The sequence below is a fragment of the Gemmobacter nectariphilus DSM 15620 genome, from assembly GCF_000429765.1.
In the GTDB taxonomy this organism is placed as follows: Bacteria; Pseudomonadota; Alphaproteobacteria; order Rhodobacterales; family Rhodobacteraceae; genus Wagnerdoeblera; species Wagnerdoeblera nectariphila.
Map to the genome: position 1 here is coordinate 77,165 of NZ_AUCM01000009.1, position 24,793 is coordinate 101,957.

At 65.7% G+C, this 24,793-nt stretch carries 22 protein-coding genes and 1 pseudogene; 3 read left to right on the forward strand and 20 right to left on the reverse strand.

All coding sequences use genetic code 11. The annotated features are described in order from the left end of the window. A pseudogene (locus G481_RS26975) lies at positions 1-833 on the reverse strand (hypothetical protein); the annotation flags it as partial. Positions 834-972: 139 nt separating this feature from the next. Here G481_RS26975 and G481_RS0110695 point away from each other — a divergent pair. Then, positions 973-1,653 carry a thiamine diphosphokinase gene (locus G481_RS0110695; protein ID WP_028030019.1) on the forward strand — a complete coding sequence of 227 codons (681 nt, stop codon included), beginning with the start codon at positions 973-975 and terminating at the stop codon, positions 1,651-1,653. On the opposite strand, the gene G481_RS0110700 is transcribed toward G481_RS0110695, so the two are convergent. The 14 genes from G481_RS0110700 to G481_RS0110765 all read right to left on the reverse strand — a co-directional run bounded on the left by G481_RS0110700 (position 1,580) and on the right by G481_RS0110765 (position 14,417). Then, positions 1,580-2,518, reverse strand: coding sequence for a DMT family transporter (locus G481_RS0110700; protein WP_028030020.1), 939 nt, complete (start codon positions 2,516-2,518; stop codon positions 1,580-1,582). The two genes, G481_RS0110695 and G481_RS0110700, sit on opposite strands and share 74 nt — an antisense overlap. 165 nt (positions 2,519-2,683) lie before the next feature. Beyond that, positions 2,684-3,862 carry an ABC transporter substrate-binding protein gene (locus tag G481_RS0110705; RefSeq protein ID WP_028030021.1) on the reverse strand — a complete coding sequence of 393 codons (1,179 nt, stop codon included), beginning with the start codon at positions 3,860-3,862 and terminating at the stop codon, positions 2,684-2,686. Between the two features lie 31 nt (positions 3,863-3,893). Further along, complete coding sequence (locus G481_RS0110710; RefSeq protein ID WP_245594955.1) at positions 3,894-5,783, reverse strand: AMP-dependent synthetase/ligase; 1,890 nt, start codon at positions 5,781-5,783, stop codon at positions 3,894-3,896. 4 nt (positions 5,784-5,787) lie between these two features. Next, positions 5,788-6,561 carry an ABC transporter ATP-binding protein gene (locus G481_RS0110715; RefSeq protein ID WP_028030023.1) on the reverse strand — a complete coding sequence of 258 codons (774 nt, stop codon included), beginning with the start codon at positions 6,559-6,561 and terminating at the stop codon, positions 5,788-5,790. Then, complete coding sequence (locus G481_RS0110720) at positions 6,558-7,358, reverse strand: ABC transporter ATP-binding protein (protein WP_028030024.1); 801 nt, start codon at positions 7,356-7,358, stop codon at positions 6,558-6,560. The genes G481_RS0110715 and G481_RS0110720 overlap by 4 nt, the downstream gene beginning before the upstream one ends. After that, positions 7,355-8,437 (reverse strand): branched-chain amino acid ABC transporter permease, encoded by a 1,083-nt coding sequence (locus G481_RS0110725; RefSeq protein WP_028030025.1) that lies wholly within the window; start codon positions 8,435-8,437, stop codon positions 7,355-7,357. The genes G481_RS0110720 and G481_RS0110725 overlap by 4 nt, the downstream gene beginning before the upstream one ends. 3 nt (positions 8,438-8,440) lie before the next feature. Further along, the gene (locus G481_RS0110730; RefSeq protein WP_028030026.1) at positions 8,441-9,316 is read right to left on the reverse strand and encodes a branched-chain amino acid ABC transporter permease; all 876 of its coding nucleotides are present in this window, start codon (positions 9,314-9,316) and stop codon (positions 8,441-8,443) included. A gap of 215 nt (positions 9,317-9,531) precedes the next feature. After that, positions 9,532-10,320: a cytochrome c1 gene (locus tag G481_RS0110735; RefSeq protein WP_028030027.1), complete on the reverse strand. Its 789-nt coding sequence runs from the start codon at positions 10,318-10,320 to the stop codon at positions 9,532-9,534. Between the two features lie 16 nt (positions 10,321-10,336). Then, positions 10,337-11,650, reverse strand: coding sequence for a cytochrome b (petB, locus tag G481_RS0110740; protein ID WP_028030028.1), 1,314 nt, complete (start codon positions 11,648-11,650; stop codon positions 10,337-10,339). 10 nt (positions 11,651-11,660) lie between these two features. Continuing rightward, on the reverse strand, positions 11,661-12,245 hold the full coding sequence (gene petA, locus G481_RS0110745; RefSeq protein ID WP_028030029.1) for a ubiquinol-cytochrome c reductase iron-sulfur subunit: 585 nt from the start codon (positions 12,243-12,245) through the stop codon (positions 11,661-11,663). Between the two features lie 178 nt (positions 12,246-12,423). Beyond that, entirely contained in the window at positions 12,424-13,071 is a 648-nt protein-coding gene (locus G481_RS0110750; protein WP_028030030.1) for a LysE family translocator, read from the reverse strand. A 99-nt stretch (positions 13,072-13,170) separates the two neighbouring features. After that, on the reverse strand, positions 13,171-13,338 hold the full coding sequence (locus G481_RS25430; protein WP_084450844.1) for a YdcH family protein: 168 nt from the start codon (positions 13,336-13,338) through the stop codon (positions 13,171-13,173). Between the two features lie 99 nt (positions 13,339-13,437). Then, positions 13,438-14,208 carry a tRNA1(Val) (adenine(37)-N6)-methyltransferase gene (locus G481_RS0110760; protein WP_028030031.1) on the reverse strand — a complete coding sequence of 257 codons (771 nt, stop codon included), beginning with the start codon at positions 14,206-14,208 and terminating at the stop codon, positions 13,438-13,440. Then, a complete protein-coding gene (locus G481_RS0110765; RefSeq protein ID WP_028030032.1) occupies positions 14,205-14,417 on the reverse strand; it encodes a putative signal transducing protein in 213 nt (70 codons plus the stop codon). Before G481_RS0110765 ends, G481_RS0110760 begins: the two co-directional genes overlap by 4 nt. 117 nt (positions 14,418-14,534) lie before the next feature. Between G481_RS0110765 and G481_RS0110770 the strand changes: the two genes are divergently transcribed. Next, positions 14,535-15,470 carry a polyprenyl synthetase family protein gene (locus tag G481_RS0110770; protein WP_084450858.1) on the forward strand — a complete coding sequence of 312 codons (936 nt, stop codon included), beginning with the start codon at positions 14,535-14,537 and terminating at the stop codon, positions 15,468-15,470. 87 nt (positions 15,471-15,557) lie between these two features. Here G481_RS0110770 and murD read toward each other — a convergent pair whose 3' ends face one another. The 3 genes from murD to G481_RS0110785 all read right to left on the reverse strand — a co-directional run bounded on the left by murD (position 15,558) and on the right by G481_RS0110785 (position 20,644). Beyond that, entirely contained in the window at positions 15,558-16,961 is a 1,404-nt protein-coding gene (gene murD / locus G481_RS0110775) for a UDP-N-acetylmuramoyl-L-alanine--D-glutamate ligase (protein WP_028030034.1), read from the reverse strand. A 4-nt stretch (positions 16,962-16,965) separates the two neighbouring features. Beyond that, the gene (locus tag G481_RS0110780; protein WP_028030035.1) at positions 16,966-20,097 is read right to left on the reverse strand and encodes a valine--tRNA ligase; all 3,132 of its coding nucleotides are present in this window, start codon (positions 20,095-20,097) and stop codon (positions 16,966-16,968) included. Between the two features lie 115 nt (positions 20,098-20,212). Beyond that, on the reverse strand, positions 20,213-20,644 hold the full coding sequence (locus tag G481_RS0110785; RefSeq protein WP_028030036.1) for an Lrp/AsnC family transcriptional regulator: 432 nt from the start codon (positions 20,642-20,644) through the stop codon (positions 20,213-20,215). Between the two features lie 226 nt (positions 20,645-20,870). Between G481_RS0110785 and G481_RS0110790 the strand changes: the two genes are divergently transcribed. Then, positions 20,871-22,013 carry a type III PLP-dependent enzyme gene (locus tag G481_RS0110790; protein ID WP_028030037.1) on the forward strand — a complete coding sequence of 381 codons (1,143 nt, stop codon included), beginning with the start codon at positions 20,871-20,873 and terminating at the stop codon, positions 22,011-22,013. A gap of 155 nt (positions 22,014-22,168) precedes the next feature. On the opposite strand, the gene G481_RS0110795 is transcribed toward G481_RS0110790, so the two are convergent. After that, the gene (locus tag G481_RS0110795; protein WP_028030038.1) at positions 22,169-23,029 is read right to left on the reverse strand and encodes a 4-(cytidine 5'-diphospho)-2-C-methyl-D-erythritol kinase; all 861 of its coding nucleotides are present in this window, start codon (positions 23,027-23,029) and stop codon (positions 22,169-22,171) included. Then, on the reverse strand, positions 23,026-24,735 hold the full coding sequence (locus G481_RS0110800; protein WP_245594956.1) for a tetratricopeptide repeat protein: 1,710 nt from the start codon (positions 24,733-24,735) through the stop codon (positions 23,026-23,028). The genes G481_RS0110795 and G481_RS0110800 overlap by 4 nt, the downstream gene beginning before the upstream one ends. Positions 24,736-24,793 lie beyond the last annotated feature (58 nt).

Sequence of the window (24,793 nt, forward strand, 5' to 3'; positions counted from 1 at the left end):
GCTTCGGCTTCGGCTTCGGCTTCGGCTTCGGCTTCGGCTTCGGCTTCGGCTTCGGCTTCGGCTTCGGCTTCGGAAAGGGTCTCGGTCAGCGCATCCTGGTCAAGTGCCAGATCGGCGTCGAATTCCGGCGCCCACTCGTCGACCATCGCGGCCGGCGATTGCACGGAAGGCGCGTCGGGCTGACCATCGACGATCGAGGACAGCATGAGCGCCATATCGTCCGCTTCGATCACGTCGTCCGGCATGTCGTCTGCCGGCTCGGCCGCCGACAAGATTTCGGGCGCGGCCTCGACGATTTCCTCGGCGGCCAGGGCAAAGACATCGTCCGCGGCCTCTTCGGCGTCCTCGATCTCGTCCGCGAAGGCGGCATCGCGCGAGCGGCTGACAGCGGCGCGGATGCGGGCCAGCTTGGCGGCAACGCTATCGTCGACAGCGCGCAGGCGCGGTGCAGGCGATTCGGCGACCGGCTGGATGACCTCGGGTTCGGCCTGCGGCGCGGGCGCCTGGTCTTGCACGGGCTCGGGGGCCGCCGCAGCGACGGGTGCCGCAGCAGGGGCCAGCGTCGGCGCCGCAACCGCATCGCCTGCGCGCAGAATCACCCCGTTCTCTTCGATCTTGGCTTCGACCCGGCGCTGAATCTCGCGCTCGGCAATCTTGTGCAGCATCGCCGCATCAGGCTGCGGCGGTTCGGCGCCGAAATACCGGTCCTCGGCCGCCAGATCCCGGAAATATTCGGCAATCGCCTTCATCGTGCCGAAGGGATCGTCAAATCCTTCCAGTGTGCAGGAAAAGGTGCCGTAGGAAACGGTCAGGATCCGGTTCTGCGATACCATGGTCTTCTACCCTCTGCACAACTTTCGCTGCTCAACTTCGCCACCTATTGGTCCGATTCCATGAACCGACAAAGGCAAATTGAAGGATTGATCGTGGCCCCGGTTGCCTTCTTTTGCCTTAATTGGAAGAAGTCTCGGCATGGAACACACGATTGTCGAGTCAGATCATGGTGTAACGCTGGTTGGCGGGGCCCCCGTCACCCAGGCGCAGATGGCGCTGGCGCTGGCCCATGCGCCCCGTCTGGTCGCAGCCGATGGCGGGGCCGACCGGGTGCTGCGCCTGGGCCATCTGCCCGAGGCGGTGGTCGGAGACCTTGATTCGATCTCGGCCCCGGCGCGCGCGCGGCTGGCAGACCGGCTGCACCATATCGAGGAACAGGAGACCACGGATTTCGACAAGGCGCTGCGCAGCGTGGCGGCGCCCTTTGTGCTGGGTCTGGGCTTTTCCGGTGCGCGAATCGACCATGGCCTGTCGGTGCTGAACGCGCTGGCCCGCCATCCGCACCGGCGCTGCCTGATCCTGTCGGGCCATGATCTGGCCTTTCTGGCCCCGCCCGAATTGCGCCTGACCCTGCCGGTGCGCAGCCGGCTGTCGCTGTTCCCGCTAGGCCCGGTTCAGGGGATCAGCGCGGGTTTGCGCTGGCCGATCAAGGGCTTGCGCTTTGCCCCGGACGCCCGGATCGGCACATCGAACGAAGTGGCCACCCCCGAGGTGCGGCTGACCTTCGATGCGCCGCGCATGCTGGTCATCCTGCCGCGGAGCCGGCTTGCCGCCGTATTGCGCGGGCTTGGGCTGCCGTCACCCTCTCTCGGTGAATGATGTAAAGGCCCGAGGCAACGATCACGCCGATTCCCGTCCAGGTCCAGGCATTCGGGAAATCGCCGAACACCAGATAGGCCAGCGTCGCGGCAGAAACGATCTCCAGATAGTGCAGCGGCGCCAGCGTGGCCGAAGGCGCCAGCTTCAGCGCATAGGTCATGAACATGTGGCTGACCGTTGCCGCGACCCCCACCCCCAGCAGCCAGCCCCACGCCAGTCCCTGCGGCATGACCGGATCCAGCGTCGCGATGCCCGACCCTTCGGCCAGCGCGACCATCGGCAGACAGATGCCGGCCGCAACCCAGGCCGTGTGGAACTGCATCGCCTCGGGCGTCATGTGGCGCGAGGCTTCGCGCGTGATCAGCATATAGGCGGCAAAGGCAAAGGCCGTGCCAACCGGCAACAGGGCAACCCAGCCAAAGGTGGCAAAGCTGGGCTGAATGACCATCAACGCGCCGATGAACCCCACGCCCGAAGCGGCAATGCGGCGCGGCCCCACCTCGTCGTTGAACATCAGCTTGCCGAAGATCAGCAGGATGAACGGCTCGACAAAGGCGATGGCCAGCGCATCGGCGATAGGCATGTGGCTGACAGCCCAGACAAAGGTGAACGTCGCCGCAATCGAGGCCAGCGCCCGCCAGAGCGTCAGGCGAAACGCCCGCGCGGTCATCCGCATCCCCTGCCCCAGCAGCAGAAGGATGGGCAACATCAGGACGGACTGCACGATGAATCGCGCCAGCGTCACCTGCCCCACAGGCACCGTCTGGGTCGCGAGTTTCGAGGATACGTCGATCAGCGGGGCGAACAGGCAAAAGCCCAGCATCAGCGCAACGCCTGGCAGGATGCGATCAGTCGAGGCGGTCATTGGTCGCTCCTGGCGTCCCTGTGTGGCAGCGGGGGGCCGCCCCGGCGCCGGCTGGTTCTTGCACCGGTGGCGCACCGGCCGGCGACCCCTTGGGAAATTTGATCAAGACGAAAAGGGCAGACCGGCCTTAGCCTGTCTGCCCCACCGGGTCCAGAGGGCCCTGCCCTAGTTGGAGGCGCCACCTTCGCGGGCGATCAGGTTCCAGATGCCGTCCTTGACCACCGAAATCGTCACCTCGTTCGCGCCCTGATGGTTCTCGGGCGTGTATTTGATGTGCATGTCGGTCAGCTCGTCCTTGAAGTCGAGCGATTCCATGGCCTTCTTGAAGCTGTCGGCTGTCAGACCCGGCCCCGCGGCTTCCAGCGCGCGGATGACGATATCGGCCGTGTCATAGCCCAGCATGGCAAAGCCGGTGGCGGGCTGGTTATACTTGGCCGTGTAATCCGCGATGAACTTTGCCGGCACCGGATCGTTCTTGCGCGCCTGCAGATCCACCCAGCCAGCGGCCGCATAAAGCCCGTCGGTCACGCCGCCCGGCACCGCGGCCACTGCCTCGAGGAAGCCGGCCGAGGTGGCCAGGAACTTGACGTCGGTCCAGCCCAGCTGTTTCGCCGTGCCGACCACGGTGATCCCGGCCCGCACGCCAAGCGCCATGGTCACCACCTGGCACCCGTCGGCGCGCAGCTTCTGCACCGCACCGACGAAATCCTGCTCATCGGGCTTGTGCGTGGTTTCCGAGACGAACTCCATACCCAGCTCGGCCGCCTTTTCCTTGGAGGCGGACGAGATTTCCATGCCGAAATCGGTCGGCAGATACATGGTGCAGACCTTGGTCAGCCCGAACTCCTTGTTCAGATAGCGCATCCCGGCGACGGTCTGGTCGTAATAGCTGGAAAAGGCGATGAACTTGTTCTCTGCCCCTTCGGCAGGCAACATCTCGCGCGCGGCGGTCAGCGGGTTGATGTTGAACACGCCCTTGGGGTCCATGATCTTGAAGCCGGCCAGGTTGTGCGGCGTGCCCAGCGACATGATCATCGCGAAAACCTTGTCGCGGTTGACCAGCTTGTTATAGGCCTGCGTCGCCTTGGGCAGCTGATAGCCATGATCCTCGACGACGAACTTGATCTGGCGTCCATGCACGCCGCCCGCCGCATTGGCCTGTTCGAACCGCAGCGAGGCGCCGTTCATCGCCGGAACGCCGATGGCGGCGAAGATCCCCGACAGATCGTTCACCGATCCGATCACGACTTCCTTGTCCGACACCCCTTGCGTTTCGGCCAGCGCCCCCTGTGCCAGACCCAGCGCCAGCGCGCCTGCGGCCAATGCTTTCATCGTGCCTTTCATTGCGTCCTCCCTTTGCCCCCTCCTCCGGGGGTTACCGATACATGTCGTCGATCAGTCCCTTGTGCTTCTTCTCGACGAAGCTGCGTTTCAGTTTCATCGTGGCGGTCAGTTCCTCGTCCTCGGCGGTCAGCAGCACGTCGATCAGCCGGAAATCCTTGATCTGCTCGACCCGCGCGAATTCGCGGTTGACCTGGTCGATCTCGGCCCGGATCAACTCCTGGACTTCCGGCGCCCGGGTCAGCGAGGCAAAGTCGGAAAACGGCACGCGGGCGGTCTGGGCGAATTTCTCGACGTTTTCCTGGTCGATCATTACCAGCGCGGTCAGGAACTTGCGCCGGTCGCCAATGATGACGGCATCCGAGATATAGTGGCTGAACTTCAGCCGGCTTTCGATTTCCGCCGGGGTGATGTTCTTGCCGCCCGCAGTGATGATGATGTCCTTGAGCCGCCCGGTGATATAAAGAAACCCGTCCTCGTCGATGCGGCCGATGTCGCCGGTGCGCAGCCAGCCATCGGCGGTACAGGTCTCGGCGGTCTTTTCAGGCAGGTTCCAGTAGCCCCTGAAATTCGCCATCGCCATGCACTGGATCTCGCCATCATCGGCGATGCGCAGCTTGACGCCCGGCATCGCCTGCCCGACCGATCCCAGCCGGTCGGCGCCGGGGCGGTTGACGGTGCAGGTGGCGGCGTTTTCGGTCATGCCATAGCCTTCGAACACCGGAACGCCGATGGCGCGGAACCAGGTCAGCAAAGCCGGGCTGATCGGGGCAGCGCCAGAGATGCCCTGTTTCAGCCGGTTCATGCCCAGAAGCTGGCGCAGGTTGCGAAAGACCAGCAGATCGGCCAGCGCAACCCCCAGCCGCATGAGCAGGCCCAGCGGCTTGCCCGCGCTGTCCGCCGCCGCCCGCGCCATGCCGACCTTCATCGCCAGACCATAGGCCAGACGGCCGATCCAGGTGGCCTCTTGCGCCATGATCAGCACGCGCGAATAGACCTTTTCCCACACACGGGGGACTGCGGCAAAGACATCCGGGCTGACTTCCCGCAGGTTATCGAACACCGTCTCGGGGCTTTCGGCAAAATTCACCACCGACCGCGCGGCAATCGGGAAATAGGCCGAGTTGTTGCGTTCGAAGATATGGCACAGCGGCAAAAAGCAGAGCTGCTCTGCCTCGGGGCGCACCGCCAGATTGCGCAGGCCGGCCTGAATGGAATGCAGGATGTTTTCATGGGTCAGCATGGCGCCCTTGGGCGCGCCGGTGGTGCCCGAGGTATAGATCAGCAGCGCCACATCCTGCGGCTGCGCCCGTTCGATCTCGGCCTCGAAGGCGCCGGGGTGTTCGGCCTCTTCCAGCTTGCCCAGCTCGTAAAGCTCGGGCAGGAACAGGAACCGCTCCCCCTTCAGATCGTGCAGGCCCTCGTCTTCCAGGATGATGACCTTGTCCACCCCCGGTGCGCCGTCGGGAATGTCCAGGAACTTGTCCAGCTGCTCCTCGTTCTCGACGATCAGGAACCGGCAGCGGCTGTCGGCCAGGATATAGGCGACCTGAGAGGACGAGTCGGTCGTGTAGATGCCCGAGGATATCCCCCCCACCCCTTGGACGCCCTGATCGACATACAGCCATTCCTTGCGATCCTCGGACAGGATCTGCACGACCTCGCCGCGCTGCAGACCAAGGCGGCGCAGGCCAAGGCCGATCCATTTCGCATGGGTCCAGTAATCGCCCCAGGTAAACTCGCGCCAGATGCCCAGCGTCTTTTCCCGGTGGGCAATGCGGTTTGGCTCGGTCTCGGCGCGCAGCCGGAACAGGGCGGAAATCGTGTCGCAGCCATCGACCAGCAAGGGCCGCTGGCTGGCGTCGACATTGATCGCAACGCCCTTGACGGTTTCCATCTGGGGGATCTTGGCATGGCGGGTCATGGCATCACCTCCAGGTCTTGCGCCGCTTCCAGCGCCGCTCGCCCCGGGCGCCTTCGTTGGCGTGGCCCAGATAGAAGCTTTGAATATCCTCGGACGCGGCCAGCCGGTCGGCGGTGCCGTTCATCACGATGCGGCCCAGTTCCAGCACATAGCCATCATCGGCCAGATCCAGCGCCACGGCAGCGTTCTGTTCCACCACCATCATGGTCACGCCTTCATCCTTGTTCAGCCGCTTGAGGATGGCGAAAATCTCCTGCGTCAGCAGGGGCGACAGGCCAAGGCTGGGCTCGTCCAGCAGCATCAGGCGCGGGCGCAGCATCAGGCCCCGGCCGATGGCCAGCATCTGCTGCTGCCCGCCCGAAAGCGTGCCTGCCTCTTGCGCGCGGCGTTCGGCCAGAATGGGGAAATAGTCGAACACCATCTGCCGGTCGCGGGCGATTTCCGCCTTGTCGCTGCGGGTATAGGCGCCAAGGGCCAGATTTTCCTCGACCGTCAGCAGGGGAAACACCTCGCGCCCTTCGGGAACATGGACGATCCCGGCGCGCACGATGCGGTGCGGCTCCCACCCGGCAACGTTCTGACCCTGAAACAGGATCTCGCCCTTTTCCGGGTCCATGATGCCGGAAATGGTCTTGAGCAGCGTCGTCTTGCCCGCGCCATTGGCGCCCAGCACGGTGACGACCCTGCCCTGATGCACCTGCAAGGACACGCCGCGCAGCGCCATGATGGGACCGTAAAAGGTTTCAAGGTTGCGAATTTCCAACAACGGGGCGGTCATTTCCGGGCCCCCTTGGCATCGGCGGTTTTCGAAATCGCACCTGTGCCCAGATAGGCGGCAATCACCTCGGGGTGGCTTTGAACTTCGGCCGGGGTGCCCTCGGCGATCTTCTTTCCACCATCCAGCGCCAGCACCCGGTCGCAGACCTTGGCGACCAGGCCCATGTCATGTTCGACCATCAGCACGGTAATGCCCATCTGCCGGCGAATGTCGTCGATCCACCAGCGCATGTTCTGGGTTTCCTCGACCGACAGCCCGCTGGCAGGCTCGTCCAGCAGCAACAGCCGCGGCTTGCTGGCCAGCGCGCGGCCCAGTTCCACCACCTTGCGCACGCCATAAGGCAGGCCAGCAATGCGCTGATCGCGATAGGGTTGCAGGTCGAGAAAATCGATTACCTCTTCCACCGCCTCGCGGTGGGCGCGTTCCTCGTCGCGCACGCGGGGGGTGAACAGGATATTCTCGATCATCCCCGTGCGCCGGTGCCGGTGGCGCCCGACCAGCAGGTTCTGCAACACCGTCGCCTGATGAAACAGCTCGATGTTCTGAAAGGTCCGCGCGATCCCCAGCCCCGGCACCTGATGCGGCGCAAGGCGCAACAGATCATGCCCGTCAAAGGTGATCGAGCCGGAATAGGGCGTGTAGAACCGCGAGATCAGGTTGAACGCCGTCGACTTGCCCGCCCCGTTCGGCCCGACCAGCGCAAAGACCTGCCCTTCTTCCACCGACATCGACAGCGCGTTGACAGCGGTCAACCCGCCGAACTTCAGGGTGGCATCCCGGATTTCCAGCAAACTCACCGCAGCCGCTCCGTTTTCAGATAGGATTTCTGCCGGCGGAACATGTCCTTGCGGGCAAAGGGGAACAGCTCCAGCCAGGTGCGCACCTTGAGCCAGCGGCCATAAAGGCCCATCGGTTCAAACAGGATGAACAGGATCAGGATGCCGCCGAACACCGCCGCCTCGAGCCCAGGAATGGCGATGCCGCCGCCGATGCTGCTGGTGATGATCGACAGCAGCTGGGGCAGAAAGGCCACCACCACCGCCCCCAGAAACGCGCCATGGATGAAGCCAAGCCCGCCGACAACGATCATCATCACCAGTTGAATGGCGATCAGAAAGTTGAACGTCTCGTTGTTGAACACCTCGGCAAACAGGCCCATCAGCGCGCCGCCAAGGCCGGTGAAGGCGCACGACAGGCCAAAGGCGATGGTCTTGGTGCGCGCCACATCGACCCCCATGGCCTGCGCCGAAATCTCGCTGTCGCGCACGGCGGCAAAAGACCGCCCCAGCGGGCTGCGCAGGATGTTGCGATAGGCTGCCGTCACCAGCACGACCACCGCCAGCGCCATCCAGTACCAGGCGGCCGGATTGGCCCAGCGGTTGATTTCCAGCCCCAGAATGGTGACCGGGGGGGCATACATGCCGTTCACCCCGCCGGTCCAGGGCGCCAGCAGCACGATGATGTCATCGGCCAGAATCGCCAGCGCCAGCGTGGCGATGGCCAGATACACCCCATGCAGCCGCAGCGCCGGAACCGCGATGATCGCGCCGACAACGCCGGTGATCACCCCCGCCAGCAGAAAGGCCAGCACAAAGGGCAGACCTGCATCCATCAGCAGCACACAGGCATAGCACCCCAGCGCCATGAAGGCGGAATGCCCAAGGCTGACCTGCCCGGTCTGGCCGGTCAGCAGCATCAGCCCCAGCCCGGCCACCGCCCAAATCAGGACATTCGTCGCCTCGCCCAGAAAGAAATCGTCCAAGAGCCACGGCAACCCCACCGCCAGTGCCAGCAAGGCCAGATACAGCCCGCGCTTCCACCAGTCGGGAAAGAGGTCGATATCGGTGTCGTAACTCGTCTTGAAATGGAACCGCATCGGTCAGACCTTCTTGGTGCGGACCTGGCTGAACAGGCCGTGCGGGCGGAACACCAGAACCAGAATCAACAGCGCATAGGGCGCGATCTGGCTATAGCCGGGGGGCAGGTAGCGGGCGGCAAAGGGTTCGATGATGCCGACGATCAGCCCGCCCATCAGCGCGCCAGGCAGGCTGCCGAAGCCGCCGATCACCGCTGCCGCAAAGGCCTTGATGCCGATGAAGCCGGCGTTCGGCTCCAAGGCACCCTTGGAGGCATAGAGGATCCCGGCAATCGCCGCGACGATCCCGGCCAGCGCCCAGACCATGCCTTGCACCCGCTTGACCGGAATGCCCATGTAATAGGCCGCCATCTGGTTCTGGCTGGCGGCCTGCATCGCCAGCCCCACCTTGGTTTTCTGGAAGAACTGCCACAAAGCCAGCGTCAGGATCAGCGTGACCACGATCACCGCCAGATCGACCGTGCCCAGCACCACCCCGGCAAAGCGGACATCGCCAAAGGCCAACGGCGAATGCAGCGATTGCGGCTCGTGCCCCCAGATGGCACCGGCGGCAAAGCGCAGAATGAACCCCAGCGCGATGGTCAGGATGATCACCGCCGTCTGGCTTTGCCCGAACACCACCCGCAAGATCGCGGCGTCGATCAGATAGCCGATCGCGCCCATGATCAGGAACACCAGGGGCAGCGCCAGCCAGAACGGCAGCCCGGCATATTCAGGATTCACAAGCCCAAGGGTCACGAAGGCGCCCAGCATCATGAAATCGCCCTGGGCGAAGTTCACGGCCTCGGTCGCCTTGTAGATCAGCACGAAGCCAAGCGCGACCAGACCGTAGACACAGCCGTTCGCAAGCCCGCTGACCAGCAGCTGCAGCACATCCATATATCTCTCCCATAGGCGGCCGGTCCTCTGACGGGTCCGTTCCGCGCACCACCTGCCCGGTTTTCCGGTGCAGTCCTCCGTGATGCTGTCCCTATGATGAGCCTGCAACCTCTCTGTGCGTCAACGATTTTCGGTTGTTTACGTTGCGGAAGGCGCAAAATGCGAAACCCCGCCCTTGCGGGGCGGGGTTTCAGGGTCTGGCAACGGGTGCCGGATCAGGCGTGTTTCTTGCCCTTGATGCCGGCCCACAGACGCTTGTTGGTCAGATAGAGCAGCACCGACAGCACGCTCAGGAAGATCACGGCGGTAAAGCCGGCCTGCTTGCGCGCCATCATCTTGGGTTCGGCCGCCCACATCAGGAAGGCCGCAACGTCCTGCGCCATATGGTGAACCGAGTTGGCGTGGCCATCGTCGAATTCCACGGCGCCATCGGTCAGCGGGGGCGCCATGGCGATCCAGCCACCCGGGAAGGCGTGATTTTCATAGAAGGTCGAACCAGCCTCTTCCTTTTCCTCGCCGGTATAGCCGGTCAGGATCGAGGCGATATGCTCGGGTCCACCGATGCCGCGGAAGAACTGGTTGATCCCAAGGCCATAGGGGCCGTGAAAGCCGGCACGGGCCTTGGCCATCAGCGACAGGTCCGGCGCGTTCGACAGGCTCGACGGCGGGAAGTGGTCCGACGGCTCGCGCGGACGTTCTTCGCCATCGGGCAGCGTGACCGCGGCCAGTTCCTTGGCATAGGCGCGGACCTGATCGGCCGGCAGCTCGGGGCCGCCGGGGTCGGCCAGCGTGCGGATCGGCACGAACTTCATGCCGTGGCAGGCCGAACAGACCTCGGTGTAGATCTTCAGACCGCGTTGCAGCTGCATCTGGTCGAACTTGCCAAAGGGCCCCTCGAAGCTGAACGAGAAGTCCTCGGTATGCGCCACGGCCCCGGCCGCCAGAGCGGACCCTGCGGACAGCGACAGCGCAGCCAGCGCGGAAAGCGTGAGTTTACGGATCATTGTGCTTGCCCCTCTCTCACTCTGCGGGCTGGCCGTAGTGCGACTTGAAATCTTCCTCGATCGTTGCCGGTTGCGGCAGCGGCTTTTCGATCAGCCCCAGCAGCGGCAGGATGACGAGGAAGTAGACGAACCAGTAGGTCGCCGCGATCAGCGAGATCCAGGTGTAGAGCCCTTCGGCCGGCATCGCGCCCACCCACATCAGCACCATGAAGTCGACCGCCAGCAGCCAGAACCACCACTTGAACATCGGACGATACTTGCCCGACCGCACCGACGAGGTGTCCAGCCAGGGCGTCAGCGCCAGCACGGCGATGGCGCCGAACATGGCCAGCACACCAAAGAACTTGGCGTCGACGATGCCGAAGGTCACGAACTGAACCAGCTGCACCACCCACACATCGCCGGTGAAGGCACGCAGGATCGCGTAGAACGGCAGGAAGTACCATTCGGGCACGATATGCGCCGGGGTCGAGAGCGGGTTCGCCTCGAGGTAGTTGTCGGGGTGGCCCAGATAGTTGGGCATGAAGCCGACGATGGCGAAGAACACGATCAGGATGACGCCCAGGGCGAACAGATCCTTGATCACGTAATACGGCCAGAACGGCACGGTGTCCTTTTCCGCCTCGGCCTTCGAGGTGCGGCGCACGTCAACCCCGGTCGGGTTGTTGTTGCCGGTGGTGTGGAAGGCCCAGATGTGCACCGCGACCAGCGCCGCAATGACGAAGGGCAGCAGGTAGTGCAGCGAGAAGAAGCGGTTCAGCGTGGCATTGTCCACCGCCGGCCCGCCCAGCAGCCATTCCTGGATCGACGGACCCACGCCCGGGATCGCGCCAAACAGGCCGGTGATCACCGTGGCGCCCCAGAACGACATCTGACCCCAGGGCAGAACGTAGCCCATGAAGGCGGTCGCCATCATCGCCAGGTAGATCAGCATGCCGATGATCCAGGTCACCTCGCGCGGGGCCTTGTAGGACCCGTAGTAGAGGCCGCGGAAGATGTGCAGGTAGACCGCAACAAAGAACAGCGAGGCGCCGTTCGCATGCAGGTAGCGGATCATGTGCCCGCCGTTCACGTCGCGCATGATATGCTCGACCGAGGCGAAGGCCAGGCTGACATGCGGCGTGTAGTGCATCACCAGAACGATGCCGGTGATGATCTGCAGCGCAAGGCAGAAGGTCAGGACGATGCCCCAGACCCACATCCAGTTAAGGTTCTTGGGGGTGGGGATCATCAGCGTGTCATAGGCCAGACCCACGATGGGCAGGCGCTTGTGCAGCCATTTCTCGATGCCGGTCTTGGGCTCGTAATGGTCGTGCGGAATTCCAGCCATGGGTCGCTCCTCAGCCCAGCTTGATCGTGGATGCGTCGACGAACGCGGCTACCGGGATATGCAGGTTTTCCGGCGCCGGGCCGCGGCGGATACGGCCGGCGCTGTCATAGTGCGACCCGTGGCAGGGGCAGAACCAGCCACCGAAGTCACCCGCGCCATCGCCAATCGGAACGCAGCCAAGGTGCGTGCACACGCCCGACATCACCAGCCATTCTTCGGCGGCCTCGCCCTCGGCGCCCGGCGCGGCCAGCGCGCGGTTCGCATCGGTCGCAGGGGTGCCGGCGCCCAGGTTGGGGTTGCGCGCATCCTTGTCGACCAGCTGGTCCAGCGGCACGGCGCGGGCCATCTCGATCTCGTCCTTGGTGCGGCGGCGGATGAACACCGGCTTGCCAAGATACTTGACCGTCAGCTGGGTGCCGACATCGACGCCCGACACATCGACGAAGATCGACGACAGGGCCTGCACGTCGGCCGACGGGTTCATCTGGTTGACCAGCGGCCAGACGGCGGCGCCCGTGGCGACCGCCCCGGCCCCGGCGGTGGCATAATACAGGAAATCCCTGCGAGTGCCTGCGTGATCTTCTGCGTGGGACACGTTCCAAACTCCCTTTGCCAGCCGGGGAGACCGGCCATATGCGTGGACGGGGGCGCGCAAGACACCCCCCTCTCGGGCGGCTTTTAGCGGGCATGGCGGGGCACGTCCAGCGGGCAAACCGCCACGGGGGCACGGATTCTGCGCAACCGATGCGGCATTGTCGCGCGGGCAGGCCCCGTCAGGGCATCAGTCCGGCAGCAAGGCGGCCTGCGAATCCCAGAAAGAACACCCCGACCAGCGCATTGACCACGGGCGCGGCCCGCAGCCAGACCCGCACCGCCGCCGGGGTCGAGAAGGCCAGCGCATAGGCAGAATGGATGGAAAACGACAGCACCGAGGCCCCGGCACACAGCAGGGCGATGTCCCACCCGCTGGCCCGACCTACCGGAAACATTGCCATCACGGCGATCCAGGTGGTCAGTGCCTTGGGATTGGTCGCGTTCACCGAAAGCGATCGCAGGAAAGCCCCGCGCAGATTGCTGCCTGCCCGGGCGTTGACGCTGCCATTCGCGCGCCCCCAGCCCGCCATCGCCGACCGAAGATAGCGCGATGCGAACCAGACCAGCAGGCCGCAGGCAAGCAGCGTCATGGCCGCACGCAGGCCCGGCACGCTTTGCATCAGCGCCGCCATTCCAAGGCTCATCCCCAGACACCACAGGCCGATTCCCAGCCCGACCCCAAGGGCCGAGCCCAACCCTGCCCTGCGACCGGATCCGATGGCCAGCGCAATCGTGTTCAGAACATTGGGCCCGGGCGTGGCGATGTTCATCGCCAGAAAGGCCCAGACCGTCACAAAGGCGGAAACCGGCACCAGAAGCTCAGGCAAGGCAGCCCCCCTGCCCCGGGTTTCTGGTGCCAGACATGTTTGCCCCCGCCGCTGCGCCGTGTGCCCTCATGCCACGGCGTCATGGGCGGTCCAAGAGTGTCAGGCGTCCGCCAGACGGGTGATTTCCTCTTTCAGCTTCATCTTTTGCCGTTTCAGTTCGGCAATCTTCAGGGCATCCGACCCAGGGCTGCGCTGTTCCTGTTCCACCAGAGTCGAGAGATGTTCGTGCTTGCGGCGCAGTTCCTGAAGGTGCGAAGCGATGGTCATGACGGTCTCCTCTCCGGTTACATCCGTGTAACGAGTGCATCACAGAACGTGAGTCGTGTCACCTGAACTTGGTGTCACGGGAGCGTCATCTGCATAGAATTAGCCGAAAGCCGCCAGCGCCGCGCCATCGCGCAAGATGGCACGCACCGCGGGGGCATAATTCTCGCGGTCGCCATCGTGGCCGGGGCCGTCGTGCATGATCAGCGGCGCCAGCAGGCGGAACGGGCCGCGCGCCCCCTTGCGCGCCCGCAAGATCACCCGGCTGGCCGCCCGGCCCGGCCGCGCGGCAAGCGGCAGGACGGCAACGGACCCGAACCCCTCCATCGCGCACAGAATGTCGGGCAGGCGTTCGGCCAGATGGATCATGGTCAGCCAGCCGCCCGGATGCAGCCGCTTGCGCGCGGCAAGCAGCCAGTCGGCCAGCGGCGTATCCTCGCGCTGCGCGGTCTCGCGGCCACTGTCGCGGGCAGCGGTGCCATCCTGCGGGGCAAAATAGGGCGGATTGGCGATGACATGATCGAACGAGCCACGCAGCCCCGCAGGCATCTGCCGCAGATCGCCCTGATGCACCTCGAGACTGATGCCGGTGACCATGGCATTGTGCCGCGCCAGTTCGGCATAGGCGGGTTGCAGCTCCAGCCCGTGCAGCCGAACTCCGGTGACACGCGCGCCAAGGCAGAACGAGGCAACGCCCACGCCGCAGCCCAGTTCCAGCACCGACTCGCCCGCGCGGGCCGGACAGGCAGCGGCCAGCAGGACCGGATCGGTCGCGGCCCGATAGCCATGGCGCGGCTGCGACAGGCGCAGGCGCCCGCCCAGGAACAGATCCTGCGTCTGATCCTCGGGCGCGAAGCTTGCGGGTTGGCTCATGCGGGATCCAGCCCGTTGTCGGCCAGAACGGCCCGCGCGACAAAGGCATCACGGTCCGCAACCATCAGACGGCGCGGCAAAATGCCGATGGACCCCTCCAGCACGCTCGTGTGGATGTCGAGAACGAAGGCCGTTATACCCTCGCCCGACAGCAGCGCCTCGGCAAAGGCGATCCGGGTCGGGTCAGTGCTGCGCAGGATTTCCCTCATGGGAAAAGGGTTAGCGGCAGGCCGGCGGCTTGTCGAGACGGGGTGAGAGGGCACGAAACCGTGGACAGCGACGCGACGAAACCCCACGACAGGCTGGCCGCCGCGCTGGCAGACGACATGGATGCGGTCAACGCGCTGATCCGCGACCGCATGGCCAGCGAACATGCCCCGCGCATTCCCGAAGTGACGGCCCATCTGGTCGAGGCAGGCGGCAAGCGGTTGCGCCCGATGCTGACGCTGGCGGCCGCCCGGCTGCTGGGCGGCCAGGGCGAAAAGGCGGTCAAGCTGGCCGCGACGGTCGAGTTCATCCACACGGCCACGCTGCTGCATGACGATGTGGTGGACGAAAGCGAGAAGCGGCGTGGCCGGCCGACGGCGAACCTGCTGTGGGACAACAAATCCTCGGTCCTGGTGGGGGATTACCTGTTCGCGCGCAGCTTCCAGCTGATGACGGAATGCGACTCGCTGGCGATCATGGCCGTGCTGGCCAATGCCTCGGCGGTGATCGCCGAAGGCGAGGTGCTGCAGCTGACGGCCGCGCAGAACATGGGAACGACGGCCGAGACCTATCTGCAGGTGATCCGCGGCAAGACGGCGGCGCTGTTTTCGGCGGCGACCGAGGTGGGCGGCATGGTGGCCGGTGGATCGCCCGCGCAGGTGGACGCGCTGCGCGCCTATGGCGACGCCCTGGGGATCGCCTTCCAGATGGCCGATGATCTGCTGGATTATGGCGGGACCAGCGCCATCGGCAAGAACACCGGCGACGATTTCCGCGAAGGCAAGCTGACGCTGCCGGTCATTCTGGCGATCGCTGCCGCCGATACCGAAGAGCGGGCCTTCTGGGAGCGCGTGATCGAGAGGCGCGATCAGCGCGAAGGCGATCTGGACCAGGCGCTGGCGCTGATGGCGCGGCATGGCACGCTGGAGGCGACGCGAGCGGCCGCAAACGACTGGGCGGCGCGGGCGCGGGCGGCGCTGGAGGCGCTGCCGGACCATCCATTGCGCGGGATGCTGTCGGATCTGGCGGCCTATGTGGTGGCGCGTCTGGTCTGACGGCAGCGCTTGGGGGTAGCGCCGGGGGTTTCACACCCCCGGACCCCCGTGGGGTATTTGCAAAAAGGCAAAGGACCAGACCGCGCCTTATGCTTCGGGCAGGGCTGCGACGAGGGCGGCGAAATGTTCGCCGCGCTTTTCGAAGTTCGGGTATTGGTCGAAGCTGGCCGCAGCGGGGGCCAGCAGGATGACATCGCCGGGCTCTGCCTCGGCGGCAGCGCGGGCGACGGCGCGGTCCATGGTTTCGCAGATTTCCTGCGCCGTGCCGGGGATCTGAAGCGCGAAGTCGCGGGCCGAATGGCCGATCAGATAGGCCTTGAGCACATTGCCCATATCGGCTTGCAGGCTGGCAATGCCGCCATCCTTGCCCATGCCGCCGGCGATCCAGCGGATGCGGGGGAAGGCACGCAGGGCCTGGGCGGCGCTGTCGGTGTTGGTCGCCTTGGAATCGTTGACGAAGCGCACGCCATTGAGGGTGCGGATCAGCTGGCTGCGGTGCGGAAGGCCGGCAAAGCTGTGCAGCGCGGCCTCGATATCGCGGGGGCCAAGGCCAAGCGCGCGGGTGGCGGCCCAGGCGGCGGCGGCGTTCTGGTGGTTGTGCGCGCCTGGCAGGCCCGCAATCTCGCGCAGGTCGGCCGAGGCGATCTGGCGTCCCTTGCGCCATTCCGACAGGAAGCCCTTGCGGGCAAAGACCGACCAGCCAAAGGTTTCCAGCTTTTGCCCCGACGAGACGCGGATCACCCGGTCGTCCTGCGGGCCCATGGCCAGCTGATCGGCCAGGAACCAGCCTTCGGTTTCATCGACGCCGACGATGGCGCGGTCGGGGCCGCCTTCGGCAAAGAGGCGGCGCTTGGCGGCGAAATAGCCGCCCATGCCGTGGTGGCGGTCAAGGTGATCGGGCGAGAGGTTGGTGAAGACCGCGACGTCCGGCGTCAGCGCGCGGGCAAGGTCGGTCTGGTAGCTGGACAGTTCCAGCACCACGATGCCGCCATCGCCGGGCGGGTCGATATCCAGCACGCCGCGGCCGATATTGCCGGCCATCTGCACCTCGCGCCCCGTTTCCGCAAGGATATGGGCGATCAGCGCGGTGGTGGTGGATTTGCCGTTCGAGCCAGTCACTGCCACCACGCGGGGGGCGGTGTCGAAATTCGACCAGTCCTGTTGCCCGAGCGAGCGGAAGAAGAGGCCGATGTCATTGTCGACCGGCACGCCCAGCTGCATCGCCCGCAACAGGACAGGATGCGGCGCCGGGTAGAGATGCGGGATGCCGGGCGAGGTGACGACACAGGCGAGCCCGGTCAGCACATTGTCGCGGCGCAGATCCTCGGGGGTGAACCCCTCGGCCTCGGCTTTCGCGCGGCCTTCGGGGCTGTCGTCCCAGACGACCGGGGTTGCCCCCCCGGCCGCCAGCGCCCGCGCGGTGGCAAGGCCGGAACGGCCGAGGCCCAGAACACCAACGCGCGCGCCGGCAAAGCCATGCACCGGGATCATCGGATCACCCCATTTCCGCAAGGCGGGCCAATGCCGCCTTGACGCGCGAGAGCTCTTCCTCGCGCAGGGCGAGGTTGTCGCGCGCCTCGATCACCACCTCTTCGGCGGCGCTTTCGACGAACTTGGGGTTGGCAAGGCGCCCGCGCAGGCCACCTGCCTCTTTTTCCAGCTTGGCGGCGGCTTTCTCCAGCCGGGCCTGTTCGGCGGCCACGTCGATCACCCCGGCCAGCGGCAGGGCAAAGGCGCCGCCTTCGGCCGGGATGGTGACAGAGCCCTTGGGCGCCGCGCCTTCGGTCATATCGGCCAGACGGGCAAGGCGCTTGATCAGCGTCTCGTTGCGGGCCCAGGCGGCGCGGCCACGATCATCGAGCGAGATCATCACCACCGGCAGATGCAGGCCGACCGGAACGCCCATCTGGGCGCGGGCCGAGCGGATATCCTCGATCAGCTGGATGACCCAGCGCATTTCGCGCTCGGCCTCGGCATCGACCAGCTCGGGGCCATAGGCGGGCCAGTCCTGATGCGCCAGAAGATTGGCGCGGGTGCCGGTGATCGCCCACAGCTCTTCGGTGATGAAGGGCATGATCGGATGCAGCAGGATCATCGACTGGTCCAGCACCCAGGCCATCGTGGCGCGGGTCTCGGCTGCTGTGCCCTCGTCGGCCAGCAGGGGCTTGGCGAATTCGACATACCAGTCGCAGACCTTGCCCCAGACGAATTTGTAGAGCGCATCCGCCGCGTCGTTGAAGCGGAAGGCGGCCATGGCCTCATCGACCTCGGCGCGCACGCGGGCGGTCTCGCCAATGATCCAGCGGTTCACGGTGGCCTGCGCAGTCGGCACGGGGCCGGTCGCATGCCCTTCCCACACGCCATTCATTTCGGCAAAGCGGGTGGCGTTCCACAGCTTGGTGCCAAAGTTGCGGTAGCCGGTGATGCGCTGCATGTCCATCTTGAGCACGCCGCCCAGGGACGCCATGGCGGCATTGGTGAACCGCAGGGCATCGGCGCCGAATTCGTCGATGATGTCCAGCGGGTCCACCACGTTGCCAAGCGACTTGGACATCTTCTTGCCCTTGGCGTCGCGCACCAGGCCATGCAGATAGACGGTGTGGAACGGCACCTGATCCACCACGGCCAGCTGCATCATCATCATGCGGGCGACCCAGAAGAACAGGATGTCCGCCCCGGTCACCAGCACGCTGGTGGGGAAATAGCGCTGCATTTCCGGGGTGTTCTCGGGCCAGCCCAACGTGCCGATCGGCCACAGGCCCGACGAGAACCAGGTGTCCAGCACATCGGCATCGCGCCAGACCGGATAGACCAGATGGGTCGGATCTTGCGACAGGTTGTAATCGGCCAGCGCGGTGGCCAACATGTCCATCGCCTCGGCGCGGCTGGCAACCTCGACCACGCGGGCGTGGTTCAAGGGCATCGGCAGCGGCGCCAGCGCATCGCGGAACTTGTCGAGCACGGCATCGAAGGTGGCGGCGCAATGATAGACGGGCTCGGCCGAATTGAAGCCGCCCTCGTTCAGCAGGCGGAAAATCTCCACCTCGTCCAGCGCGTTGTCGCCCTGATCGTCCTTGAAGCCGCCCATGATATCGAGGCCATACCACACCGGGATCTGGTGGCCCCACCACAGCTGGCGCGAAATGCACCAGGGCTCGATGTTTTCCAGCCAGTGGTAATAGGTCTTTTCCCCGCTCTCGGGCAGGATTTTCACCTGGCCCGAGCGCACGGCGTCCAATGCCGGGCCGACGATCTTTTCGGCGTCCACGAACCACTGGTCGGTCAGCATCGGCTCGATGACGACCTTGGAGCGGTCGCCAAAGGGCTGCATGATCTTTTTCGCCTCGATCAGCGGGACCAGCGCGTCGGCGCCTTCGGCACCCGGCTTGACCGCTGCCTTGCCAAGGCGCGGGTCATCGGCGCGGGTCATCACCGCCAGACCTTCGGCGACGATCTCGGCCACCACCTTTTCGCGCGCCTCATAGCGGTCAAGGCCGCGCAGATGGTCAGGGACCAGGTTCAAGAGGTCGGTTTCCGCCTCGGTCAGGGTCTGCGCCCCTCGTGCGACCGCCTGCGCGGTGGCCGCCGCCTGTTCATAGGGCAGACCGTCGGCGCGCATGCGCGCCCGCATGTCCATCAGGCGATAGCAGGGAATAGCGCCGCGCTTGGCCACGCCATAATCGTTGAAATCATGCGCCCCGGTGATCTTCACCGCGCCCGAACCAAAGGTCATGTCGGGGTAGTCGTCAGTGATGATCGGGATCAGCCGGCGGTGTTCCTTGGGCCCCACCGGGATTTCGCACAGCATGCCAACGATGGGCTTGTAGCGTTCGTCATCGGGGTGCACGGCCACCGCGCCATCGCCCAGCATGGTTTCCGGGCGGGTCGTCGCGATGGAGATGTAATCCCGCGTCTCGCGCAGGGTCACGTTCCCCTCGGCGTCCTTCTCGACATATTCATAGGTCGCACCGCCCGCGAGCGGGTATTTGAAGTGCCACATATGGCCGTCAACCTCGAGGTTCTCGACCTCGAGATCCGAGATAGCCGTCTCGAAATGCGGATCCCAGTTCACCAGCCGCTTGCCGCGATAGATCAGGCCCTTCTGGTACATGTCCACGAAGACCTTGATCACGGCATCGTGGAAATTGCCTTCCTCGCCCGCCGGTGCGCCGGGGGCGCCGGACATGGTGAAGGCCTCGCGCGACCAGTCGCAGCTGGCGCCAAGGCGTTTCAGCTGGCCGATGATGTTGCCGCGCGACTTGCGCTTCTGGTCCCAAACAAGGGCGGTGAAATCCTCGCGGCTGAAATCGGTGCGGCGCTGGTTGGTTTTCGCGAGTTCCCGTTCCACCACCATCTGGGTGGCAATGCCGGCATGGTCGGTGCCCACCTGCCACAGCGTGTCATGCCCGCGCATCCGGTGCCAGCGCGTCAGGATGTCCTGCAGCGTGTTGTTGAAGGCGTGCCCCATGTGCAGGCTGCCGGTGACGTTCGGCGGCGGAATGACGATGGAAAAGCTCTCGGCCCCCGGCTTGGCGTTTACGCCTGCGGCAAAGGCGTTCGCCGCCTCCCACCGGGCAGAGATCCGCGCTTCGGCTTCGGTCGGGTTGAAGGTCTTTTCCATCGGCATCTCGGGCATCCTCTCGGCAACCCCCGCTATGTAGCGCGCGCAGGGGACAAGGGGAAGTAGGGCGGGGTTCGCCCCGCCATTCTCCGGCGGCGTCGGGGTGAATCACGCCCTCCCCCTAGACCGCCCGGTCGATCCGGGTCGACAGGTGGATCAGCGATTCCGAGGATTTCACCCCGCTCATCTGGCCGATGCGGTCCAGCACCTCGTCCAGCGCGGCGGTGCTGGGCGCGGCGACTTGCAGCAGCAGATCGAACCGGCCCGAGGTGGAATGGGCGACCTCGACCTCGGGGACGGTCTTCAACCGGGTCAGGATGCCGGCCTGGGACCGGGGCTCGATGGTCAGAAGGATCGTCGCGCGGATGCGGGCGGCCTTGGCGGCCTCGCCCAGTTTCAGGGTATAGCCGGCGATGACGCCCGTGGTCTCCAGCCGCTCCAGCCGGGCCTGAACGGTCGAGCGGGCAACCTTCAACCGCCGCGCGAGGGTTGCCACCGACATGCGCGCATCGGCGCTGAGCAGCCCCAGAATGGTTCGGTCCATGTCATCCATCGCGCACCTTCCATTTTGACCGGCGTTTTCGTCGATATAACGATCTCGCGCGACATTTCATAGGTTTTCATCGCGCCGGATGTGCCTCATATGCGCGTCCAGAAAGTCTCAGGAAAAGGGCGGCTCATACGCACCTGGCCTGGTTGGATGAAACGCTCACGCGCTTTCCCCAACCCGTTGTCCGGGGCAAGGATGCTGCGTTCTGTTGGCCCGAAAGGATGCGCCGATGGGACTGTCGAAGACTATCTGGTCGAAACCTGCCGAATATCTGACCCGCACGCAGCCGGAACATCCGGTGATGTTCTTTGCCCCCGGCGTGTTGCAAGACACCGCCCGCCGCTTCATCGACGGCTTTCCGGGGATGGTGACCTATGCCGTCAAGTCGAACCCCGACGAGGCGGTGATCGCGAACCTGGCCGCTGCAGGTCTGCGCGGCTTTGACGTGGCCTCGCCGGCCGAGATGCTGATGATCCGCCGCCTCGCCCCGGAAGCGGCGATGCATTACAACAACCCGGTGCGCGCGCGGTCCGAGATTGCCGTGGCCGTCGCGCTGGGGGTGAAATCCTGGGCGGTCGACAGCCGGTCAGAGCTGGCCAAGCTGATCGAGATGGTGCCGGCAGAGGGCGCCGAGATCGCGGTGCGATTCAAGCTGCCGGTCGAGGGGGCGGCCTACAATTTCGGCGCCAAGTTCGGGGCAACGCAGGAGCTGGCGGCAGAGTTGCTGGCACGCGTGGCGGCGGCGGGGTTCATCCCGTCGATGACCTTTCATCCGGGCACGCAATGCAGCGATCCCTCGGCCTGGGGCGCCTATATCCACGCGGCAGCCGGGATCGCCCGGCAGGCCGGGGTGCGGATCGCGCGGCTGAATGTCGGCGGCGGCTTTCCCAGCCATCGGCTGAACGGTGTGCGGCCTGATCTGGGTGCGATCTTTGCCGGGATCGGTGCGGCGGTGGACAAGGCCTTTGGCGCCGATCGCCCGGCGCTGGTCTGCGAGCCGGGGCGTGCGATGGTGGCGGAATCTTTCACGCTGGCGGCGCGGGTCAAGGCGGTGCGCGACGACGAGCATGTGTTCCTGAACGACGGCACCTATGGCAACCTGGACGAGCTGCCGGTGATCGGCGTGATCGACCGGACCGAGGTTCTGGCGCCTTGCGGCACCCGCCGCACCGGCGCGCCGCGCCCGCGCATCGTCTTTGGCCCGACCTGCGATTCGGTGGACCGGCTGCCTGGCGCGCTGGACCTGCCGGTCGACATTGCCGAAGAGGATTACGTCCTGTTCCATGGCCTTGGCGCTTATTCGCTGGCGACCAACACCCGCTTCAACGGCTTTGGCGAGGTTGCGCTGGAGACAGTTCTGGCGCTGCACTGAGGGGCCGCTCCCGCACCCCTTGAGCGCGCGGGGCGCGCCCAAGGGCTTTGGGCCGGGCGCCGCGCGGTCGCGCGGCGCGGCGCCTGTGCCGGACCTTGCGCGGGATGGCCGGTGGCGGATGCCTCCGGCGGGGGTATTTGAAGCAAGGTGAAAGATCAGACGGTGGTGCGGTTGGCGTCGCCCAGGGGGGCGGCGGCAATCCACCAGTCGGGGTGGGTCTGGCGCAGGGCGGTGGCGGCGACCTCGGCCGATGCGGGCGTGCCGAAGAGCGCAAAGCAGGTGGCACCCGAGCCGGACATGCGGGCAAGGAGAGTGCCTGGCAAGCTGGCGAGGCGGTCCAGGACCATGGCGATCTGCGGGGCGACGGCGATGGCGGCGGGTTCCAGATCGTTGCGCTGTGCGGCAAGCCAGCGGGCCAGATCCGGCGCATTGGCCCAGCAGGGAAGGTCCGCGGGCATCGCGGGATTGCTGCGCGAGGTCAGGGCGCAGAACACCGCCGGGGTGGGCACCGGGATGCGCGGATTGGCAAGAACGGCCCAGACGGGCGGCAAGGGCGGGACGGGGGCGAGATGGTCGCCCACGCCGGACATGCGGCAGGTCTGGCCCTGCAGGCAGACCGGCACATCGGCGCCAAGCGCCAGACTGCGCGCGGGATCGGGCAGCGGACAGGACCAGAGCCGCGACAGGCCATGCAGTGCCGCCGCCGCATCGGCAGAGCCGCCGCCGATGCCCGAAGCAACCGGCAGGCGTTTGTCGAGGGTGATCCGCGCGCCCTGCCCCGGCGCCTCAAGGGCAGCGGCCGCGCGCAGGACGAGATTGTCGGGCTCGGCCGCCAGGCCAGCGCCTTCGGGGCCGGTGATCCGGAGTGACAGATCGTCGGCCGGTTCCAGTGTCAGCACATCTCCGACGCCGGCAAAGGCAACCAGGCTGTCGAGCAGGTGATAGCCATCATCCCGCCGTCCGGTCACATGCAGCGTCAGGTTGACCTTGGCCGGCGCGAAGACCTGAAGCGTCATTTCTTGCCGCGGTCGGACAGCGCGGGCAGTCCTTCCTCGGCCAGCACGGCATCAAGGCCTATGTCCAGCTTGCGGCGGATGCGGGCGGCATCCTTTTCCGTCGGCTCGAAGGACAGCGCGCGATGCCACTGAAACCGCGCCTCGTTCAGACGGCCAACCGCCCAGTAGACATCGCCCAGATGGTCGGTAACGATGGGATCGACCGGCATCAGCAGCGATGCCCGCTCCATCTGCGTGAGCGCCTCGGGGTAGCGGCCTGTCAGGAAATAGCCCCAGGCCAGCGAATCGATGATATAGCCATCGTCCGGGCGCTGTTCGACCGCGCGCTCGATCATGCCAAGCGCCTCGGGGATCTTCACGTTGCGATCGAGCAGCGAATAGCCAAGGTAGTTCAGCACCTGTGGCTGATCGGGCTGCAAGGCCAGGGCCTTGCGCAGATCGGCTTCGGCCTTGTCCCAGTCCTTGGCCTGTTCGCGCGCGATGCCGCGGGCATAGAACAGCCCCCAGTGGCGCGCATCGGGCGTCTTGACCAGTGCAATGGCGCGGCCATAGGCCTCGGCGGCGTCAGTGTTGCGTTCTTCGCGGCGCAGAAGATCGCCAAGCGCCACATGGACGGACAGGAACTGGCCATGGCTGCGCGCCAGATCCTCGGCTGCGGCAATCGCCTCGTCCTTGAGGCCCAGACGGTACAGCGCCTGAACCTTGCCACTGGCCGCGGCCAGCCGGGCCGGGCTGTCAGCCGGGATCCGGTCATAATTGGCAATCGCGAGGTCCAGCTGCGACATCGATTCCAGCATCGAGGCCGACAGCAGGATCGCATCTATATGGTCAGGACGCAGGAATTCGGCCATGCGGGCATGGGCCAGCGTCTGAATGTCCGGCGCCTCGCCCTGAAAGACCGAAGCCAGCAGGAAGAACACCTCGGCCAGACCATCGCGGACAGTGCGCACGGTATCGAAGGGCACCGGGGCCTCGGCGTCCAGCGCCTTGCGCAGCGCGTCAAGCTCGGGGTCGGTGCCGTCGGCGCCAAAGGCATCGTCAAGGCGGGCGCGGGCCGCATCCTCGCGGTCAAGCTGCGAGAGGATCTGGGCATGGGCAAAGACCGCGCGCCGCATCCCCATCAAGGGGTTGCGCACATCCGAAAACAGCCGGTCGGCGCCTTCGAAATCCCCCGCCATCGCAAGGGCAAGCGCCTTGTGATATTGGCCGAACACCTCAAGCCCCTGAGTTTCGGCCAGCTTGTCGAATTCGGCCAGCGCCTGCGCCATGCTGCCGGCCCCAAGCTGGGCCCAGCCGCGCACCAGGGGATCGACCAGCGGGCTGATCAGCCGGTTTTCAGGGTCGGCCAGATCGGTCAGGGCCTGCTTGTAATCGCCGTTCGCCAGCATGTCGGCCAGCCGCACCATGGCCGAAAGCTGGCTTTTCACGCCAAGGCTGCCCAGCCGGCGGGCAACCGGCACAGCGCCCTTGATGTCGCCCAGCCCGACATAGGCGGTGATCAGCCCGTCAAGGATCCCGGGATTGGCCGGGTCCTCGGCCAGTGCGCGCAGCAGATAATCGCGCGCCGGCGCGAAATCCGAGGCCATGTCGGCGGATCGCGCCGCCAGATAAGCGCCGGCCAGCTCGGCACGGCCCGTCACGGGAAGCAAGGCGATCAGGGCCCCGGCAAGGGCGATGGCTAGGCGGGATCGGCGGATCGGGGGCAAGGCGGTTCTCCGGTCGGGTGCCCCGAAGCTAGGGCCGCAAGGGTGCCAAGGCAATGCG

Excerpts from the sequence above, each read along its gene's own strand:
- G481_RS0110695 (WP_028030019.1), top strand. The coding sequence starts at position 973 with ATGGAACACACGATTGTCGAGTCAGATCATGGTGTAACGCTGGTTGGC.
- G481_RS0110700 (WP_028030020.1), bottom strand. The coding sequence starts at position 2,518 with ATGACCGCCTCGACTGATCGCATCCTGCCAGGCGTTGCGCTGATGCTG.
- G481_RS0110705 (WP_028030021.1), bottom strand. The coding sequence starts at position 3,862 with ATGAAAGGCACGATGAAAGCATTGGCCGCAGGCGCGCTGGCGCTGGGT.
- G481_RS0110710 (WP_245594955.1), bottom strand. The coding sequence starts at position 5,783 with ATGACCCGCCATGCCAAGATCCCCCAGATGGAAACCGTCAAGGGCGTT.
- G481_RS0110715 (WP_028030023.1), bottom strand. The coding sequence starts at position 6,561 with ATGACCGCCCCGTTGTTGGAAATTCGCAACCTTGAAACCTTTTACGGT.
- G481_RS0110725 (WP_028030025.1), bottom strand. The coding sequence starts at position 8,437 with ATGCGGTTCCATTTCAAGACGAGTTACGACACCGATATCGACCTCTTT.
- G481_RS0110730 (WP_028030026.1), bottom strand. The coding sequence starts at position 9,316 with ATGGATGTGCTGCAGCTGCTGGTCAGCGGGCTTGCGAACGGCTGTGTC.
- G481_RS0110735 (WP_028030027.1), bottom strand. The coding sequence starts at position 10,320 with ATGATCCGTAAACTCACGCTTTCCGCGCTGGCTGCGCTGTCGCTGTCC.
- petB (WP_028030028.1), bottom strand. The coding sequence starts at position 11,650 with ATGGCTGGAATTCCGCACGACCATTACGAGCCCAAGACCGGCATCGAG.
- G481_RS25430 (WP_084450844.1), bottom strand. The coding sequence starts at position 13,338 with ATGACCATCGCTTCGCACCTTCAGGAACTGCGCCGCAAGCACGAACAT.
- G481_RS0110760 (WP_028030031.1), bottom strand. The coding sequence starts at position 14,208 with ATGAGCCAACCCGCAAGCTTCGCGCCCGAGGATCAGACGCAGGATCTG.
- G481_RS0110765 (WP_028030032.1), bottom strand. The coding sequence starts at position 14,417 with ATGAGGGAAATCCTGCGCAGCACTGACCCGACCCGGATCGCCTTTGCC.
- G481_RS0110770 (WP_084450858.1), top strand. The coding sequence starts at position 14,535 with ATGGATGCGGTCAACGCGCTGATCCGCGACCGCATGGCCAGCGAACAT.
- murD (WP_028030034.1), bottom strand. The coding sequence starts at position 16,961 with ATGATCCCGGTGCATGGCTTTGCCGGCGCGCGCGTTGGTGTTCTGGGC.
- G481_RS0110780 (WP_028030035.1), bottom strand. The coding sequence starts at position 20,097 with ATGCCGATGGAAAAGACCTTCAACCCGACCGAAGCCGAAGCGCGGATC.
- G481_RS0110785 (WP_028030036.1), bottom strand. The coding sequence starts at position 20,644 with ATGGATGACATGGACCGAACCATTCTGGGGCTGCTCAGCGCCGATGCG.
- G481_RS0110790 (WP_028030037.1), top strand. The coding sequence starts at position 20,871 with ATGGGACTGTCGAAGACTATCTGGTCGAAACCTGCCGAATATCTGACC.
- G481_RS0110795 (WP_028030038.1), bottom strand. The coding sequence starts at position 23,029 with ATGACGCTTCAGGTCTTCGCGCCGGCCAAGGTCAACCTGACGCTGCAT.